Source organism: Pseudomonas sp. D3 (assembly GCF_029320995.1).
In the GTDB taxonomy this organism is placed as follows: Bacteria; Pseudomonadota; Gammaproteobacteria; order Pseudomonadales; family Pseudomonadaceae; genus Aquipseudomonas; species Aquipseudomonas paraveronii.
Genome location: NZ_CP119772.1, coordinates 785,011 through 801,433, shown reverse-complemented (window position 1 = coordinate 801,433; position 16,423 = coordinate 785,011). Strand labels below are relative to the sequence as shown.

Sequence of the window (16,423 nt, the reverse complement as noted above, 5' to 3'; positions counted from 1 at the left end):
GAGTTTTCACCTTGTCTATATGTGGGTTAGTTTGGCATACGCGTATTGAAACGGGAAATTTCAGGCGTCAACAAGCGTTTTAAAACACTTTGTAGCCCCCAAGACGCACCTTGCACGACCATTGGCGAAATTTTCCAGGCTTTTTTCATGGCGGGGGTTTACAGTTCAAAAACCACTCCGTATAGTGCGCGCCATCGACGACGGCAACGTTGTTGATGCTGCCCAGGTGGTGAAATTGGTAGACACGCCAGCTTCAGGTGCTGGTGATCGCAAGGTCGTGGAAGTTCGAGTCTTCTCCTGGGCACCAATTTCAAACTCAAGGTTCAACCTTGAGTCTCCCAAAAACCCGCGAAAGCGGGTTTTTGCGTTTCAGGCCTTTGATTTTTAAAGCAAATCCCGATTTATTTTTTTGAATCAGGGGTTTACAGATCAAAAAGCCCGCCGTATAGTTCGCTCCATCGACAGCGGCAACGTTGCTTGATAATGCCCAGGTGGTGAAATTGGTAGACACGCCAGCTTCAGGTGCTGGTGATCGCAAGGTCGTGGAAGTTCGAGTCTTCTCCTGGGCACCAAATTCAGATCAAACCCGCGAAAGCGGGTTTTTTCGTTTCCGGGGCATGAAAACTTCCCCATCGATTTCCCCCTCGTCCGCACTTGAGAAGCTTTATCGTTTATCCTTGCAACGATTTGTTGCACTCAAGCGAGGAAACTTCCGGATGATGATCCGCGACACCCATCTCAAGACATCTCTTCTGCGCGGCCTGAGCATCACTCTGCTCGGCCTGACCCTGCTCTCGCCCGCGGCCTATTGCGCCGACAAAATCTCCCTAACCCTGTACAACGGCCAACACAAAGAAGTCGGCGATGACCTCGCCAAGGCCTTCGAAGCCAAGACCGGCATCCACGTCAATGTGCGCAAAGGCAGCAGCAACCAGTTGGCCAGCCAGGTCGTCGAAGAAGGCGAGCGCTCCCCGGCCGACGTTATCTACACAGAAGAATCGCCGCCGCTGAACAAACTCGGCGAGCAAGGCCTGCTGGCAAAAATCGACGCCAGCACGCTCGATGTATTACCCAAGGACTATGTCAGCAGGAATGGCGACTGGATGGGCGTGACCGCACGCACCCGCGTCGTAGCCTTCAACCCGAAACTGATTGCCGAGAAAGACCTGCCCAAGTCGGTGCTGGATTTCGCCCGCCCCGAATGGCAAGGCAAGGTCGGCTTCGTACCCACCAGCGGCGCGTTCCAGGAGCAGGCCGTGGCGATCATCACGCTGCACGGTCGTGAGGCCGCCGAAGAATGGCTGACCGGCCTGCGCGCCTTCGGCAAGGTGTACAGCAACAACATGGTCGCCCTCAAAGCCGTGGAAAACGGCGAAGTCGCCACCGTTCTGGTGAATAACTACTACTGGTTTGCCCTGAAGAAGGAAAAAACCAACCTGGACTCGCAGTTGCACTACTTCACCAATGGCGATGCTGGCGGCCTGATCACCGTGTCTTCCGCTGCCGCGCTGAAATCCAGCAAGCACCCGAAAGAAGCCCAACAACTGCTGGCGTTCATGACCAGTGAAGAAGGCCAGCGCGTGATCACCAACACCTCGGCCGAATACCCGCTGCGCAAGGGCATGGAGTCCAATCGCGGCCTCAAGCCGTTCAGCGAGCTGCAACCGCCGAAAGTCACCCCCGCCGACCTGGGCAACGCTGAAGAAGCCCTGGAAATGGAACGTGACGTTGGCCTGAACTGATGAACCCATCGCTCCCCACCCCGGCCTTGCGCGGGGGTTACAGCCCGAGGCGCAAGCGTCCTTCGATCTGGCTGTTGCTGCCCGTGCTGCTTCTGGTTGGCTTGAGCCTGCTGCCGCTGGCGTATGTCGGGCTCAAAGCCTGGCAAGCCGGCTGGGCGGAAGCGGTGCATCTGCTGTGGCGGCCGTATGTGTTCGGGCTGCTGCGCAACACCCTGGCCCTGATGATTGGAGTGACGGTGGCGTGCGGCGTGATTGGCCTGTCCCTGGCCTGGCTGCTGGAGCGTAGCAACCTACCGGGGCGCCGCCTGTGGGGCGTGATCCTGTGCCTGCCGTTTGCGGTGCCGGCGTTTGTCAGCAGCTTTACCTGGGTGTCGCTGAGCGCCAACTTCGAAGGGCTCGGCGGGGCGATCCTGGTGATGACCCTGTCCAAATACCCGCTGGTGTTTCTACCCGTGGCGGCGACCCTGCGCAATCTCGACCCCTCCCTTGAAGAGTCTGCGCGCACCCTGGGACTGAATCGCTGGGGCGTGTTCTGGCGCATCACTTTGCCCTTGCTGTGGCCGTCACTGCTGGCCGGGGCACTGCTGATCGCGCTGCATATGCTGGTGGAGTTCGGCGCGCTGTCGATCATCGGCCTGCAGACCTTTACCACAGCGATCTACCAGCAATTCGAACTGGAATTCAGCAATGCCAATGCCGCGATGTTGTCGGCGGTGTTGCTGGCGATGTGCCTGACGCTGCTGTGGCTGGAGTTGCGCGTGCGCGGCAAGGGTCGACATGTGCGTATCGGCCAGGGTGCGGCGCGGCATGCGGAGCAGGTTCGACTGGGCAAGTGGGCGCCGCTGGGGCAGCTGTATTGCCTGACGCTGGCGATCATCGGCAGCGGCATTCCATTGGGGATGCTCGGCTATTGGCTGGCGGTAGGCTCGTCGGCCGCGTTCCCGGTGACCGAAATTGGCCAGGCGTTGCTGTCCTCCCTGGCGCTGTCGCTGGGTGGCGCGGCACTGTGCCTGGTACTCGCGGTGCCGGTGGGGTTGTTGGTGGTGCGCTATAAAGGCCATCTGGCGATTTGGGCCGAGCGCCTGCCGTACTTGCTGCACGCCCTGCCCGGCCTGGTGATTGCACTGACACTGGTGTACTTCGCCTTGCATTACGTGCCGGCGCTGTACCAGACGTCAGCACTGTTGCTGATTGCTTATGCGCTGCTGTTTTTGCCATTGGCCCAGGCGCCGATTCGCACAGCCCTGAACAAGGCTGCGCCGCAATTGGAGGAAGCCGCTCGCACACTGGGTGCTTCATCGTTCAGCGCTTTTTGCCGGGTGACCTTGCCGATTATTTTCCCGGCATTGGGTGCGGCGTTCGCGCTGGTGTTTCTCGATGCGATGAAGGAATTGACGGCGACGTTGCTACTGAGCCCGACCGGGTTGAATACCCTGGCGACCGCCGTGTGGGCGCATACCTCGAACGTGGAGTTCGCGGCGGCAGCGCCTTATGCAGGGTTGTTGATTCTGGTGTCGGGGGTGCCGGTTTATTTGCTCACCACTCGGATGTATTTGAGCCGCTGAAACCGCTATCGGGGGCAAGCCCCCCCCTCCCACATTCGGCCGCATTCCAAATGCTGGAACTCGGTCAACTGTGGGAGGGGGCTTGCTCCCGATGGCGGCGGCACAGACAACACTAAGCCCGGAACTGCCCCAGGCTCGCCTTCAACTGCGCCGCCAAACCATCCAGCACCTTGCCACTGGCCGTGGTTTCTACCACAGCCTGCGCGGCACGCTCGGCCTGAGCGTGAATCACCTCGACCCGCCCACGTACCGCATGCGCGCCCCGAGCTTGATGCTCAGCCGCACGAGTGGCCAGGCCAATCGCCGCGTGTACCTGCTCCACCGAGACCTGCACCGTCTGCTGCAAACGCACACTGTCGCGCAGCACCAGCAAGCCCTCGTTGGCCTGGCGCCCTGCCTTGCCGATGGTTTCGACCGCCTCGCGAGCGCCCTGCTGCAACGCCACGATATGCGCCTGAATATCACCGGTGGAGCTCTGGGTTTTACTCGCCAGCGCACGCACCTCGTCTGCCACCACCGCAAAGCCACGCCCGGTCTCACCGGCACGCGCCGCTTCGATGGCCGCGTTGAGCGCCAGCAGGTTGGTCTGCTCGGCGATGCCGTGGATCACTGTCAGCACCACTTCGATCTGCTCGCTTTGCGCTGCCAGGCGCTCGATGACTTTGGAACCGGCCTGCACCTGGCCCGCCAGCGCTTCGATCAAGCTGCCCACTTCAGCCGACGTGCGTGAGTTTTCATCCGTAGCCTGGCGAATATCCACCACCTGCTGCAGCGCGGCCTGCATCGCATGGCTTTCGGCCTGGGCCTCATCGGCCATCTGCGACAGCGCGCGCAGGCTCTCGGCCACTTCGTCGCGCTGCAAACCCGCCGCCGCGTCGGCGCCGGCATTGCGCAAGGTCATCGCGCCGATTTCCACACCGGTACGCTGCGCCACATCGCCGGCCTCGCGCACGATGGGCTGCAACTTATCCACAAAGCGATTGACCGCGGAGGCCATGTCGCCGATCTCATCTTTGCTGTTGATCTGCACGCGCTTGGTCAGGTCACCCTCGCCCGCCGCCAGGTCATCCATGGCCGCGATCAACAGTTTCAGACGATTAACCACGCGCCGCCCGAGCACCACCGCGATCAGCAGCAAGACACCAAAACCGACCACCGCGAGCCCCATGCCGATGCGCCAGCGCAGCGTACCCGCCGCTTCTTGCACGACACTCGTGGTGTTGGCGGTCATCTGGGTAGCGGTCGCCTGCGCCGATTGCAACCTCGCGCCCATGGCGGCAGCACTATCCGCCGCAGCGCCCTTGAGGCTGTCACCCACCAACTGATCGCCGCTGGCAATCAGTGCCGCAAAGCGCTTATCCAGCGCCAGCAGGTCGGCCTCTACCGACGCGGTCGAGACGCCCATGCGGACCTTGCCGATCTCGACACCGTTGGGGCTGATGGACGCTTCGACGTAGTACACGGAGGCGTCCGCCTTGGCGGCGTCCAGCACTTTATCGAGAGCACGGTCGCCCTTGCCCTTTTCCAGCAAAGCCTGGTTGATCGGGTTTTCCCGGTTCAGATAGCGCGTCAGATGCTCACCGGCAGCGTCGTCATACACCACGAACAACACGTTGGGATTGCGCTGGGCCCGTCGGGCGAACTCCGACAGCGTCGGCACATCGTTGTCCCACATGGCACGGGGCGCCACGGAGGCCAGCAATTGCGCCATGTCATTAGCGGAGTCTTGCAGGTCTTTTTCCAGGGTCGCACGCAGTTGCTTCTGCTCTTCCTGCAGGCGCGCGGAAAGCCCAGCAGTCAGACGCTGACGGGTGCTGCTGGACAAGCTGTCCAGGCTGGATGTGACTTCTTTGCCAGCCTGGGCCAATTCGCTCGACAGTTTCTGACTGTCGAGCCCCAGGCGATTGCCCAAATCAGCTTCCAGCGCCGTGACTGTGCTCCGAGTTAGAGCAACCGCCACCAGCACTTGCACCAAAAGAGCGATACCTAGGGTAACGAACACCGGCCGCAACAGTCGACTTTGTAACAATGAGAGAACGGCAGACATCGGGAATCCCTCCACCACGGGTGCCATTAATTTGATAGCACCGCGAAAAAAGGAAATACAGCAAGGGTCGTGCCGTTTGGCGAACTGAAACGACAAAGGGCTCCCGAAGGAGCCCTTTGCTTTTTACATCAACAGCTTATTAAGCGAACGGGTGACGCAGAACGATGGTCTCGTTGCGGTCCGGGCCCGTCGAAATAATGTCAATCGGCGCGCCGATCAGCTCTTCAACGCGCTTGATGTAAGCACGCGCATTGGCTGGCAGCTCTTCCAGGGTTTTGACACCCACGGTCGATTCGGTCCAGCCTGGCACTTCTTCGTACACCGGCTGCAGCCCCACGTAACTGTCAGCGTCAGTCGGAGCAACGCTCTTACCTTCTGCATCTTTGTAGCCGACGCAGATGTTGATGGTTTCCAGACCGTCGAGCACGTCCAGCTTGGTCAGGCAGATACCCGAGATGCTGTTCACATCGATAGCACGACGCAGGATAACGGCATCGAACCAGCCACAACGACGAGCACGGCCGGTGGTTGCGCCGAACTCGTGACCTTGCTTGGCCAGGTGTGCACCGACTTCGTCGAACAGCTCAGTCGGGAATGGACCCGAACCGACACGAGTGGTGTAAGCCTTGGTAATGCCCAGGATGTAGTCCAGGAACATAGGGCCAACACCCGAACCGGTAGCCACGCCACCAGCGGTAGTGTTGGAGCTGGTCACATACGGGTAGGTACCGTGGTCGATGTCCAGCAACGAGCCTTGAGCGCCTTCGAACATGATGTCTTTGCCAGCACGACGCAGGTCGTGCAGCTCGGCGGTCACGTCGAGCATCAGCGGCTTGAGCAGCTCAGCGTATTCCTTGCATTCGGCCAGGGTCTTGTCGAATTCGATGGCTGGCTCTTTGTAGTAACCCACCAACATGAAGTTGTGGTATTCCACCAGTTCGCGCAGTTTGTCTTCAAAGCGCGGCATGTTGAGCAGGTCGCCAACACGCAGGCCGCGACGCGCGACTTTATCTTCATAGGCCGGGCCGATACCGCGACCGGTGGTGCCGATCTTCAGCTCGCCACGCGCCTTTTCACGGGCCTGGTCCAGCGCAACGTGGAAGGACAGGATCAGCGGGCAGGACGGGCTGATACGCAGGCGCTCGCGCACCGGTACGCCTTTCTCTTCCAGTTTGGTGATCTCGCGCAGCAGGGCATCCGGTGCAACCACGACGCCGTTGCCGATCAGGCACTGCACGCCTTCGCGCAGTACGCCCGACGGGATCAGGTGCAAGACGGTTTTTTCGCCATCGATGACCAGGGTGTGGCCAGCGTTGTGGCCGCCTTGGTAGCGCACTACGGCGGCAGCATGTTCGGTCAGCAGATCAACGATCTTGCCTTTGCCCTCATCACCCCATTGGGTGCCCAGGACTACGACATTCTTACCCATAACACTTGTCCTCATTCGCGCAAACTTGGTGCCGGCGTTGGCCGGCAGGAAAACTCAAGAAGCCAGTGGCGATACTTGCCAAAGCCCGTTCTGCAGAATCAATTGCCGGTCGCAGTCCGCTTCACGGGCGGCGGCCAATGGTTGCCCAGGCAAAGCCTGGACGACACGCTGACCCTCACCGCGCAACTGGCAAACCTGCTGCCAGAGTGCTGCATCCGTACTGTCGGGCATCCAGATGCCACCAGACGGCAGCTCGACCTCAGCACGCCCCAGGGTCACCAGGGTTTTCAAATCGGTGGAGAAACCGGTGGCCGGACGCGCACGACCGAAGTCGGCGCCGATATCGTCATAGCGACCGCCTTGGGCGATGGCTTGGCCAACACCCGGCACAAACACCGCGAACACCACACCGGTGTGGTAGTGGTAGCCGCGCAACTCGCCCAGGTCGAAATACAGCGGGAGTTGCGGGAACCGTGCCGACAACTGCTCTGCAATCGCCAGCACGTCATCCAGTGCCGCCAATACCGGCGCCGGCGCATTGGCCAGGCGCTCACGTGCAGCATCCAGAACTTCGCGGCTGCCGCACAGGTTCACCAACGCGCGCAGCATGTCAGCCAGTTCGGCCGGCACGCCTTCGGTCAGGGCAATGACTTCGTCGATCGCCTTGCGCTGCAGGGCATCGAACAACTGTTGTTCCACTTCACCGGACAACCCCGCCGCACGGGCCAGGCCACGGTAGATACCAACGTGGCCCAGGTCCATGTGGACATCCGGCACGTCAGCCAGTTGCAGCATGGCCAGCATCAGGCTGATGACTTCCACGTCACTGCTCGGGCTGGCATCGCCGTATAACTCGGCGCCCAACTGGATCGGGCTGCGCGACGACGACAACGCCCGCGGCTTTGCATGCAGCACGCTGCCGGCGTAGCACAGACGGCTCGGGCCTTCGCGACGCAGGGTGTGCGCATCGATGCGCGCCACTTGCGGCGTGATGTCGGCACGGAACCCCATTTGCCGGCCCGATTGCGGGTCGATGACCTTGAAGGTGCGCAGATCCAGGTCCTGGCCCGCGCCGGTCAGCAGGGATTCCAGGTACTCGATATGGGGGGTCACGACAAACTCGTAACCCCAGCTCTGGAACAGATCCAACACCTGGCGACGCGCAACTTCAATGCGCGCAGCTTCTGGTGGCAGTACTTCTTCGATGCCATCTGGCAGCAGCCAGCGGTCTACCGTTGCCATTACGCCATTCCCCTATGATCCGGGCGGCCAACCCTCGGCCGAGCCTTGAGTGAAGCAGAAAATGCCCGCCCCTGGCATAAACCACGCGCAAGAGCGACGTGACGAACGGCCTGCAAACGGCCTCGTCGGGCACTTTCCTCGAAAAACCTGTCGCGCCTGCCGAATCAAACATGCAGACGCAAAAAAGCCGGGAATTTCCCGGCTGCCGCATCATACACCCGTTTTCTCAAAGGATCACCCCGCCAGGCGTTTTAGCCGCCCGACGGGAGTGAACATTGAGTTACTTGGACTTTTCCAGGTAACGGAAGAAGTCGCTGCTCGGGTCCAGCACCATGACGTCGGTTTTGCTCGCGAAGCTTTCACGGTAGGCACGCAGGCTACGGTAAAACGCGTAGAACTCCTGGTCCTGGCCGTAGGCTTTAGAGTAGATCGACGCGGCTTGCGCATCACCATCACCACGCGCTTCTTCAGACTCGCGATAGGCCTCGGCCAACAGCACACGACGCTGACGGTCGGCATCCGCACGGATACCCTCGGCCAGCTCGTTACCTTTGGCACGGTGCTCACGCGCTTCACGCTCACGCTCGGTGCTCATGCGCTCGAACACGCTGCGGTTCACTTCCTTCGGCAGATCGATGGCCTTGACCCGGACATCGACAACTTCGATCCCCAGCTCTTTTTCCGCCATCGTATTCAACGAACGAGTGATATCCGCCATCAGCGCATCACGCTCACCGGACACCACCTCGTGCAGGGTGCGCTTACCAAACTGGTCACGCAGACCCGATTCCAGACGACGCGACAAGCGCTCGTCGGCAATCTGCTTGAGGCCGGAGGTCGCGGTGTAGAAGCGCTCGGCATCCTTGACGCGCCACTTGGCGTAGGCGTCAACCATCACGGCTTTCTTTTCCAGGGTCAGGAAACGCTGTGTCGGTGCATCCAGGGTCATCAGGCGTGCGTCGAACTTGCGCACCTGGTTGACGTAGGGGACTTTCACATGCAGGCCCGGCTGGACATCCGCCTGGACCACGCGACCGAATTGCAGCAGCACCGCACGCTCGGTCTGAGCCACGATGTAGAAGCAGTTCCAGGCAGCGATGACCACGACGACGCCCACAATCAGGGCTGTCAGCGATTTATTGTTCATCAACGACTCTCCCTGGTACGTGTTTGCTGTTGCAGCAAGTCAGCGGCCGCACGGGCGCTCGCTTCGTTGGCAGCGGCATTCGAACCGGTAGCCGGTGCGCTGGCGCCGCTACGACCACCTTCGATCATCTTGTCCAGCGGCAGGTACAGCAGGTTGTTCTGCCCACCCTTGCTGCCGGTCACGAGAACCTTGCTGGTGTTGCTGAAGACTTCCTGCATGGTGTCCAGGTACAGACGCTCACGCGTAACTTCCGGTGCCTTGCGGTACTCGGCGACCAGTTTGGTAAAGCGATCCGCTTCACCCTTGGCACGGGAGACCACTTCATCGCGGTAACCGTTGGCATCTTCAAGGATGCGCTGGGCCTGACCACGGGCTTCCGGCACGACGCCGTTGGCGTAGGTTTCAGCCTGGTTGCGCGAACGCTGCTCGTCTTCACGGGCGCGGATCACGTCATCAAAGGCCTCCTGTACTTCGCGCGGTGCGGCTGCGCTCTGTATGTTGACCTGGGTGACGGTGATACCGGTGCGATACGTGTCGAGGAACCGTTGCAGGCGCTCCTTGATCTCGCTGGCCATCAACTCACGACCCTCGGTGAGCACCTGATCCATCGCGGTGGAGCCCACCACGTGGCGCAAGGCGCTCTCAGTCGCCTGTTGCAGGCTGACTTCCGGCTGATCGACGTTCAGCACGAAGTCCTGCAGGTTGCTGATCTTGTACTGCACGGTCAGCGGCACTTCGACGATGTTCTCGTCTTCAGTCAGCATCTGGCCCTGCTTGGTGTAGGCACGCTCACGCGTGACGTTCTCCATGTACTTCTTGTCGATCGGCGGGAAGTAGATGTTCAGGCCTGGGCCGACAGTCTCGTAGTACTTGCCGAAGCGCAGCACCACGGCCTGCTCCTGCTCGTCCACCACGTAGACCGCGCTATACAGCCACACAGCCGCGAGCACGACAAGCCCAAGGCCCAGCAGGCCGTAGCCGCCGCCCTTGCTTGTGCGACCGCCATCGTCACCACCGCGTTTTTTTCCACCACCGAACAACCCATTCAGGCTTTCCTGCAGCTTTCGGAAGGCCTCGTCGAGATCCGGTGGCCCCTTGCGGTCGCCATTATTGCGGCGCTTACCACCCCAAGGATCCTGATTATTCGAGTTGCCACCCGGCTCATTCCAAGCCATAGCGCTCTCCATCTGATAAAGCAAAGACGCACCCACGGCGCGCCGACCAATGCTACAGAATGCCTGCTACTGCGGCACAACCGCTTTCTCAGGCTTTTATTGCAAAGTGTGTTGCTCGATGAACTCTGTCGGTATAACGCCTTCGCGGCTGACTAGCCGATTCAGCTCCGAGCGCGGCAATCGAACGGCCAGCAAGCTGACACCTTCTTCATCGTGCTCTTCTTTCTGTACCGCGCCCAACTCGAAAAACTGTGCACGCAGTCGAGCAAAACGCTGAGGCAAGCGCAAGGTGCCGACGAACAAATCGTTGCCGAGCAACTCGGCGATCGCTTGCTCAAGCAAGTCCAGGCCGCGACCATCACGCGCCGACAACCAGACCCGCTGGGGCTTGCCGTCTTCGTCGCGCTGAATTTGTGGCTCAACGCCTTCAAGCAAATCGAGTTTGTTATAGACCTCGAGGATGGGCAAGTCCTGGGCACCAATCTCGCCCAACACCACCATCACCTGTTCAATCTGCAACATGCGATCAGGCTCAGCCGCATCAATCACGTGCAACAGCAGGTCGGAGTTGCTCGACTCTTCGAGCGTAGACCGAAATGCCTCGACCAGTTTGTGCGGCAAGTGACGAATGAAGCCCACTGTGTCGGCCAGGACAATCGGCCCCAGGTCCGCCAGTTCCAGGCGGCGCAGGGTCGGGTCAAGGGTCGCGAACAGTTGGTCGGCCGCGTACACGTCCGATTTGGTCAAGTTGTTGAACAGCGTGGACTTGCCGGCGTTGGTGTAACCCACCAGGGAAACGGTAGGGATATCCGCTCGGCTGCGGCCACGTCGCGATTGTTCGCGCTGACTGCGGACTTTTTCCAGCCGGCCCTTGATCTGACGCAGGCGAACCCGCAGCAGTCGCCGGTCGGTTTCGAGCTGGGTCTCGCCAGGGCCACGCATGCCGATACCGCCACCCTGGCGCTCAAGGTGAGTCCAGCCACGCACCAGCCGGGTGCTCATGTGGTCAAGCTGGGCCAGTTCAACCTGGAGCTTGCCCTCATGGGTACGGGCGCGCTGGGCGAAAATATCGAGAATCAGGCCGGTACGGTCGATCACGCGACACTCGAAAACACGTTCGAGGTTACGCTCCTGACTGGGCGTGAGGATGTGATTGAAAATCACCAGATCGGCCTGTTCGGCATGGACCAGGTCGCGCAGTTCCTCGACCTTGCCGCTGCCAATCAGGTATTTGGCGGTTGGCCGATGACGCGGTACGTTAAAAAACGCAACGGTCTCGGCGCCGGCCGAATTAGCCAACTCCTGAAACTCCTGCGGATCTTCGCGCGCCTCAGGGTCCTGTCCATCCAAGTGAACGAGGATCACTCGCTCACCACCACCGTGGCGCTCAAAGAACAAAGGAGACTCCTATCAGGCGTTACCTGGCTCAGCGTCACCCTGTTCGCCATCGGCCGCGCTAGGCAGACGGATTGGACGAACTGGAACGACTGTCGAGATAGCGTGCTTGTAAACCATTTGGCTGACGGTGTTTTTCAGCAGGATCACGAACTGGTCGAACGACTCGATCGTACCTTGCAGCTTGATACCGTTGACCAAGTAGATGGAAACCCCAACTTTCTCTTTACGTAAAGTATTCAAGTAAGGGTCTTGTAGCGAATGCCCTTTTGACATGTGCCGCACTCCTTTAAGGATCAATAATAAAAAATCGGAAAATAGATAGCTTATGGCCGTCACACCCCCAAGGATAGACGGCAATTGCAAGGACTCAGCTCAATATGGAGACCGTTCCCAAGTATTTCAAGGCGCGTGACAGATTGTCGCTGTCCAGGCTGTCCAGCCAGTGCAAATCGCTCCAACTGCGCAGCCAGGTGAACTGACGCTTCGCCAATTGGCGCGTGGCAATAATGCCGCGCTCCCGCATTTCGGCTGACGTCAGCTTGCCATCCAGATGATCCCAGACTTGGCGATAGCCTACAGCACGTATCGAAGGCAACCCTGAATGCAGATCACCTCTTGAACGCAGTGCTACGACCTCGTCCACAAACCCCTGTTCCAACATAATTGTGAATCTTTGTGCAATTCGTTCATGCAGCACCTGGCGATTTGCCGGAGCAATCGCCAGATTCGCCACAGTATAGGGCAATTGTGACCGCCCCGATGCGCCTGCGTCAGCACTTTGCGCAGATTGTCGCTGCCGATGCTCGGTCATGGTCTGACCACTTACCCGCCAGACTTCCAGGGCTCGGCTGAGGCGCTGGGGGTCGTTGGGGTGGATGCGCGCGGCGGACACCGGATCGACTGCCGCCAATTGGTCGTGCAGGGCTTGCCAGCCAAGGCGCGCTGCTTCTTCTTCGAGCTCGGCGCGCACCTGGGCGTCGGCCGGCGGCATATCCGCCAGGCCTTCCTGCAAAGCCTTGTAGTAGAGCATCGTGCCGCCCACCAACAGCGGGATGTTGCCGCGCGCGGTGATCTCGGCCATAGCCGCCAGCGCGTCGGTGCGGAAATCTGCCGCCGAATAGCTCATTGCGGGGTCGATGATGTCGATCAATCGGTGCGGATAGTGAGCCAGCAGTTCCTTTGAAGGCTTGGCAGTTCCGATATCCATACCACGGTAAACCAAGGCAGAGTCGACACTGATCAGCTCGCAGGGCAGCACTTTGCTCAGCTCGATGGCCAGGTCGGTCTTGCCGGCGGCCGTGGGGCCCATCAGGAAGATCGCGGGGGGCAAGGCACTCATCAACGGCCGCGCAAGAACAGTTTGTCCAGATCGTCCAGGCCCATTTGGGTCCAGGTCGGTCGGCCATGGTTGCATTGTCCACTGCGCTCGGTGTTTTCCATATCGCGCAGCAGGCCGTTCATTTCCGGCAAGGCCAGGCGGCGATTGGCGCGGATCGCACCGTGACAGGCCATGGTGCCAAGCAGCTCGTTGATGTGCGCCTGGATACGGTCGCTGGTGCCGTATTCCATCAGGTCCGCCAAGACGTCGGCCACCAGCCGGTTGGCCTCGGCTTGCTTAAGCAACGCGGGAATCTGGCGGATCGCCAGGGTTTCCGGGCCCAGGCGTTGCAGTTCGAAACCCAGCTTCTGGAACACGCTGGCGTGCTCTTCGGCGCAATCGGCTTCACGCTGGCTGACCGCCAGGGATTCCGGCACCAGCAGCGGCTGGCCGCTCAGGCCTTCGCTGGCCATGGCGATTTTCAGGCGCTCGTACATGATCCGCTCGTGGGCCGCGTGCATGTCCACCAGCACCAGGCCGTGGGCGTTTTCCGCGAGGATATAGATGCCCTTGAGCTGCGCCAACGCATAGCCCAATGGCGGAATATCACCCCCTCCTTCGGGCAGGGCGACGGCGCTCGGCTCGGCCCCCGGTAGCGGCGCAAAGAACTCACGGTAGGCCGCCTGCGCCTCAGCTACCGGCACCGCCGATTGCGGACGCGGAGTGTATTGATACTGATAGCCCGCCCCCGAACCCGTGCCCGGCGCCGTGTAGTTCGGCTGCGGTTGCGGCGATTGCAGCAGGTTGCCCGCCAGGCTCATTTCGCCCTGTGGGCCGAACTCGCCGGCTTCCGGGCCACTCGGGCGAACCACCGCCGTCACGATCGGCGCGGACAGTTGGTCATCCGGACGCACATCGCCCAGCGCGCGGTGCAAGGTGCCGTAGAGGAAGTCATGCACCATGCGCCCATCACGGAAGCGCACTTCATGCTTGGTCGGGTGTACGTTGACGTCGACCACCGACGGATCGACCTCGAAGAACAGCACAAACGTCGGGTGCCGCCCGTTGAACAGCACGTCGCGATACGCCTGGCGCACCGCGTGGGCCACCAGTTTGTCGCGCACCGCCCGCCCGTTCACAAAGAAATACTGCAAGTCCGCCTGGCTGCGCGAGAACGTCGGCAACCCCACCCAACCCCACAGGCGCAAGCCATTGCGTTCGATTTCAATCGGCAGCGCCTGCTCCAGGAACCCCGCGCCGCAGACCGCCGCCACCCGCCGGGCGCGCGCGGCGTCGTCATTGGCTTCGTGCAGGCTGAGGATGGTCTTGCCGTTGTGACGCAGATGAAATGCCACGTCGAACCGCGCCAGGGCCAGGCGCTTGATGACTTCCTGCAGGTGATCGAATTCGGTTTTCTCGGCCTTGAGGAATTTGCGTCGCGCCGGGGTGTTGAAGAACAGGTCACGCACTTCCACCGAAGTGCCCACCGGATGCGCAGCCGGCTGGACCCGAGGCGCCATGTCGCGGCCTTCGGTCTCCACTTGCCAGGCCTGGTCGGCGCTGCGCGTGCGCGAGGTCAGGGTCAGGCGCGCCACGGAGCTGATCGAGGCCAGGGCCTCGCCGCGAAAGCCCAGGCTCATCACGCGCTCAAGGTCTTCAAGGTCGCGAATCTTGCTGGTGGCGTGCCGCGCCAGAGCCAGTGGCAGGTCGTCGGAGGAGATGCCGCTGCCGTCGTCACGCACCCGCAGCAGCTTGACGCCGCCCTGCTCGACGTCGACATCGATGCGCTTGGCGCCGGAGTCGATGCTGTTTTCCAGCAACTCCTTGATCACCGAAGCCGGCCGCTCGACCACCTCGCCCGCCGCAATCTGGTTGGCAAGGCGCGGGCTGAGCAGTTCGATGCGCGAGCCGCTGTTGAGGATCGATTCACTCATTACTGTGCCGCCAATTCAGTGCCGGGGATGGTCAACACCTGGCCGACCTTCAACTCATCGGTTTTCAGGTTGTTAGCGCTGCGCAAGGTCGCGGCCGACACTTGGAAACGCACCGCCAGCATGGCCAGGGTGTCGCCAGGCTGTACACGATGGTCACGCGGGCCCTGGGCGATTTTCCCGGAGTCGCGCAGCCAGGCGACATACGTGCCCGGCGGCGGGTTCTGCTGGAAGAACTGACGCACACCGGCACTGATGGAGCGTGCCAATGCCTGCTGGTGGCTGGCGCTGGCCAGTTTCGAGGCTTCGTTGGCGTTGGAGATAAACCCGGTTTCCACCAGGATCGACGGGATGTCCGGCGATTTCAACACCATGAACCCGGCCTGCTCAACGCGCTGTTTGTGCAGCGATGTCACGCGACCGATGTTGCTCAGGACTTTCTGCCCGACGTTCAAGCTGGAGGTCAGCGAGGCGGTCATCGACAGGTCGAGCAGTACACCGGCAAGCATCTTGTCCTTGTCGTCGAGGGACACGTTGCCGGCCCCGCCAATCAAGTCGGAACGGTTTTCACTGTCGGCCAGCCAGCGGGCCGTCTCGGACGTGGCGCCGCGATCCGACAGGGCAAACACCGAGGCGCCGAAGGCGGCGGACGAAGGCGCGGCGTCGGCGTGGATCGAGACGAACAGGTCGGCGCCCTTCTTGCGCGCGATTTCGGTGCGGCCGCGCAGCGGGATGAAGTAGTCGCCGGTACGGGTCAGCTCGGCGCGATAGCCTTTCATGCCGCTGACCTGGCGCTGCAATTCACGGGCGATGGCCAATACCACGTCTTTTTCATGCTGACCACGCGAGCCGGAAGCGCCCGGGTCTTCGCCGCCGTGACCGGCGTCGATTACCACGATAATGTCACGTTTACCCGCAGGCGCCGGCGGTGGCGGCGGCAACTTGACCTGCGGTTGCGACTGACTGACCGGCACAGCCGGCACGGTTGCCACACTCGGCGTCGGCGCGGGCGGTGGCGCGGCATCGGCGGCGTTGTCGTACAAGTCAACCACCAAGCGGTTGCCGTACTGGGCGTTGGGCGCCAGGGAGAAACTTTTCGGGGTCACGGCCTTTTTCAGGTCGATGACCACGCGCAGATCGGTCGGCGTGCGCTGGGCCGAGCGCATGCTGGTAATCGGGGTGTTGGCGGTAGACACCTTCAGCGGCGCGGCCAGGGTCGCACCGTTGATGTCGATCACCAGGCGATCAGGCGCCGTCAGGGTAAAGACGCTGTGCTGGACCGGGCCAGACAGGTCGAACACCAGTCGCGTGTTATCCGGCGCTCGCCACAGGCGAACACTCTTCACCTGTGAAGCAGCCAGAGCATTCACAGTCATTGCCGCAAGCAACACCCCTACGACAGCAACCAACGCGCGAAAGCGCATACCTA

General features: G+C 61.2%; 13 protein-coding genes and 2 tRNA genes. 4 read left to right on the top strand and 11 right to left on the bottom strand.

The genetic code is table 11. From position 1 onward, the window contains the following. Positions 1 to 220: 220 nt before the first annotated feature. A tRNA-Leu gene (locus P3S72_RS03435) sits at positions 221 to 307 on the top strand. A 9-nt stretch (positions 308 to 316) separates the two neighbouring features. On the opposite strand, the gene P3S72_RS03430 is transcribed toward P3S72_RS03435, so the two are convergent. After that, a complete protein-coding gene (locus tag P3S72_RS03430; RefSeq protein ID WP_276196078.1) occupies positions 317 to 511 on the bottom strand; it encodes a hypothetical protein in 195 nt (64 codons plus the stop codon). Between P3S72_RS03430 and P3S72_RS03425 the strand changes: the two genes are divergently transcribed. The 3 genes from P3S72_RS03425 (at position 486) to P3S72_RS03415 (ending at position 3,307) form a co-directional block, all read left to right on the top strand. Next, a tRNA-Leu gene (locus P3S72_RS03425) sits at positions 486 to 572 on the top strand. The genes P3S72_RS03430 and P3S72_RS03425 overlap by 26 nt on opposite strands. Positions 573 to 716: 144 nt before the next feature. Beyond that, complete coding sequence (locus P3S72_RS03420; RefSeq protein ID WP_276196076.1) at positions 717 to 1,742, top strand: iron ABC transporter substrate-binding protein; 1,026 nt, start codon at positions 717 to 719, stop codon at positions 1,740 to 1,742. Further along, positions 1,742 to 3,307, top strand: a complete 1,566-nt coding sequence (locus P3S72_RS03415; protein ID WP_276196075.1) for an iron ABC transporter permease — start codon at positions 1,742 to 1,744, stop codon at positions 3,305 to 3,307. Before P3S72_RS03420 ends, P3S72_RS03415 begins: the two co-directional genes overlap by 1 nt. 112 nt (positions 3,308 to 3,419) lie before the next feature. Here P3S72_RS03415 and P3S72_RS03410 read toward each other — a convergent pair whose 3' ends face one another. The 10 genes from P3S72_RS03410 to P3S72_RS03365 all read right to left on the bottom strand — a co-directional run bounded on the left by P3S72_RS03410 (position 3,420) and on the right by P3S72_RS03365 (position 16,418). After that, a complete protein-coding gene (locus tag P3S72_RS03410; protein WP_276196073.1) occupies positions 3,420 to 5,354 on the bottom strand; it encodes a methyl-accepting chemotaxis protein in 1,935 nt (644 codons plus the stop codon). A 139-nt stretch (positions 5,355 to 5,493) separates the two neighbouring features. Next, positions 5,494 to 6,783 (bottom strand): adenylosuccinate synthase, encoded by a 1,290-nt coding sequence (locus tag P3S72_RS03405; RefSeq protein ID WP_276196072.1) that lies wholly within the window; start codon positions 6,781 to 6,783, stop codon positions 5,494 to 5,496. Positions 6,784 to 6,837: 54 nt separating this feature from the next. Next, complete coding sequence (locus P3S72_RS03400; RefSeq protein WP_276196070.1) at positions 6,838 to 8,025, bottom strand: ATP phosphoribosyltransferase regulatory subunit; 1,188 nt, start codon at positions 8,023 to 8,025, stop codon at positions 6,838 to 6,840. Between the two features lie 280 nt (positions 8,026 to 8,305). After that, the gene (gene hflC, locus P3S72_RS03395; protein ID WP_247398201.1) at positions 8,306 to 9,172 is read right to left on the bottom strand and encodes a protease modulator HflC; all 867 of its coding nucleotides are present in this window, start codon (positions 9,170 to 9,172) and stop codon (positions 8,306 to 8,308) included. Continuing rightward, entirely contained in the window at positions 9,172 to 10,347 is a 1,176-nt protein-coding gene (hflK, locus tag P3S72_RS03390; RefSeq protein ID WP_276196068.1) for an FtsH protease activity modulator HflK, read from the bottom strand. Before hflK ends, hflC begins: the two co-directional genes overlap by 1 nt. A gap of 96 nt (positions 10,348 to 10,443) precedes the next feature. Next, positions 10,444 to 11,745 (bottom strand): ribosome rescue GTPase HflX, encoded by a 1,302-nt coding sequence (gene hflX, locus P3S72_RS03385; protein ID WP_247398214.1) that lies wholly within the window; start codon positions 11,743 to 11,745, stop codon positions 10,444 to 10,446. A 12-nt stretch (positions 11,746 to 11,757) separates the two neighbouring features. Then, positions 11,758 to 12,018: an RNA chaperone Hfq gene (hfq, locus tag P3S72_RS03380; RefSeq protein ID WP_276196066.1), complete on the bottom strand. Its 261-nt coding sequence runs from the start codon at positions 12,016 to 12,018 to the stop codon at positions 11,758 to 11,760. A 94-nt stretch (positions 12,019 to 12,112) separates the two neighbouring features. Beyond that, the gene (gene miaA, locus P3S72_RS03375; RefSeq protein WP_276196064.1) at positions 12,113 to 13,084 is read right to left on the bottom strand and encodes a tRNA (adenosine(37)-N6)-dimethylallyltransferase MiaA; all 972 of its coding nucleotides are present in this window, start codon (positions 13,082 to 13,084) and stop codon (positions 12,113 to 12,115) included. After that, positions 13,084 to 14,997, bottom strand: coding sequence for a DNA mismatch repair endonuclease MutL (gene mutL / locus P3S72_RS03370; protein WP_276196063.1), 1,914 nt, complete (start codon positions 14,995 to 14,997; stop codon positions 13,084 to 13,086). Before mutL ends, miaA begins: the two co-directional genes overlap by 1 nt. Beyond that, positions 14,997 to 16,418 carry an N-acetylmuramoyl-L-alanine amidase gene (locus tag P3S72_RS03365; protein ID WP_276196062.1) on the bottom strand — a complete coding sequence of 474 codons (1,422 nt, stop codon included), beginning with the start codon at positions 16,416 to 16,418 and terminating at the stop codon, positions 14,997 to 14,999. Before P3S72_RS03365 ends, mutL begins: the two co-directional genes overlap by 1 nt. Positions 16,419 to 16,423: the final 5 nt, after the last annotated feature.

What these genes read in the sequence shown, in the direction of transcription:
- P3S72_RS03420 (WP_276196076.1), top strand. Translation starts at nt 717, where the DNA reads ATGATGATCCGCGACACCCATCTCAAGACATCTCTTCTGCGCGGCCTG.
- P3S72_RS03415 (WP_276196075.1), top strand. Translation starts at nt 1,742, where the DNA reads ATGAACCCATCGCTCCCCACCCCGGCCTTGCGCGGGGGTTACAGCCCG.
- P3S72_RS03410 (WP_276196073.1), bottom strand. Translation starts at nt 5,354, where the DNA reads ATGTCTGCCGTTCTCTCATTGTTACAAAGTCGACTGTTGCGGCCGGTG.
- P3S72_RS03405 (WP_276196072.1), bottom strand. Translation starts at nt 6,783, where the DNA reads ATGGGTAAGAATGTCGTAGTCCTGGGCACCCAATGGGGTGATGAGGGC.
- P3S72_RS03400 (WP_276196070.1), bottom strand. Translation starts at nt 8,025, where the DNA reads ATGGCAACGGTAGACCGCTGGCTGCTGCCAGATGGCATCGAAGAAGTA.
- hflC (WP_247398201.1), bottom strand. Translation starts at nt 9,172, where the DNA reads ATGAACAATAAATCGCTGACAGCCCTGATTGTGGGCGTCGTCGTGGTC.
- hflK (WP_276196068.1), bottom strand. Translation starts at nt 10,347, where the DNA reads ATGGCTTGGAATGAGCCGGGTGGCAACTCGAATAATCAGGATCCTTGG.
- hfq (WP_276196066.1), bottom strand. Translation starts at nt 12,018, where the DNA reads ATGTCAAAAGGGCATTCGCTACAAGACCCTTACTTGAATACTTTACGT.
- miaA (WP_276196064.1), bottom strand. Translation starts at nt 13,084, where the DNA reads ATGAGTGCCTTGCCCCCCGCGATCTTCCTGATGGGCCCCACGGCCGCC.
- mutL (WP_276196063.1), bottom strand. Translation starts at nt 14,997, where the DNA reads ATGAGTGAATCGATCCTCAACAGCGGCTCGCGCATCGAACTGCTCAGC.
- P3S72_RS03365 (WP_276196062.1), bottom strand. Translation starts at nt 16,418, where the DNA reads ATGCGCTTTCGCGCGTTGGTTGCTGTCGTAGGGGTGTTGCTTGCGGCA.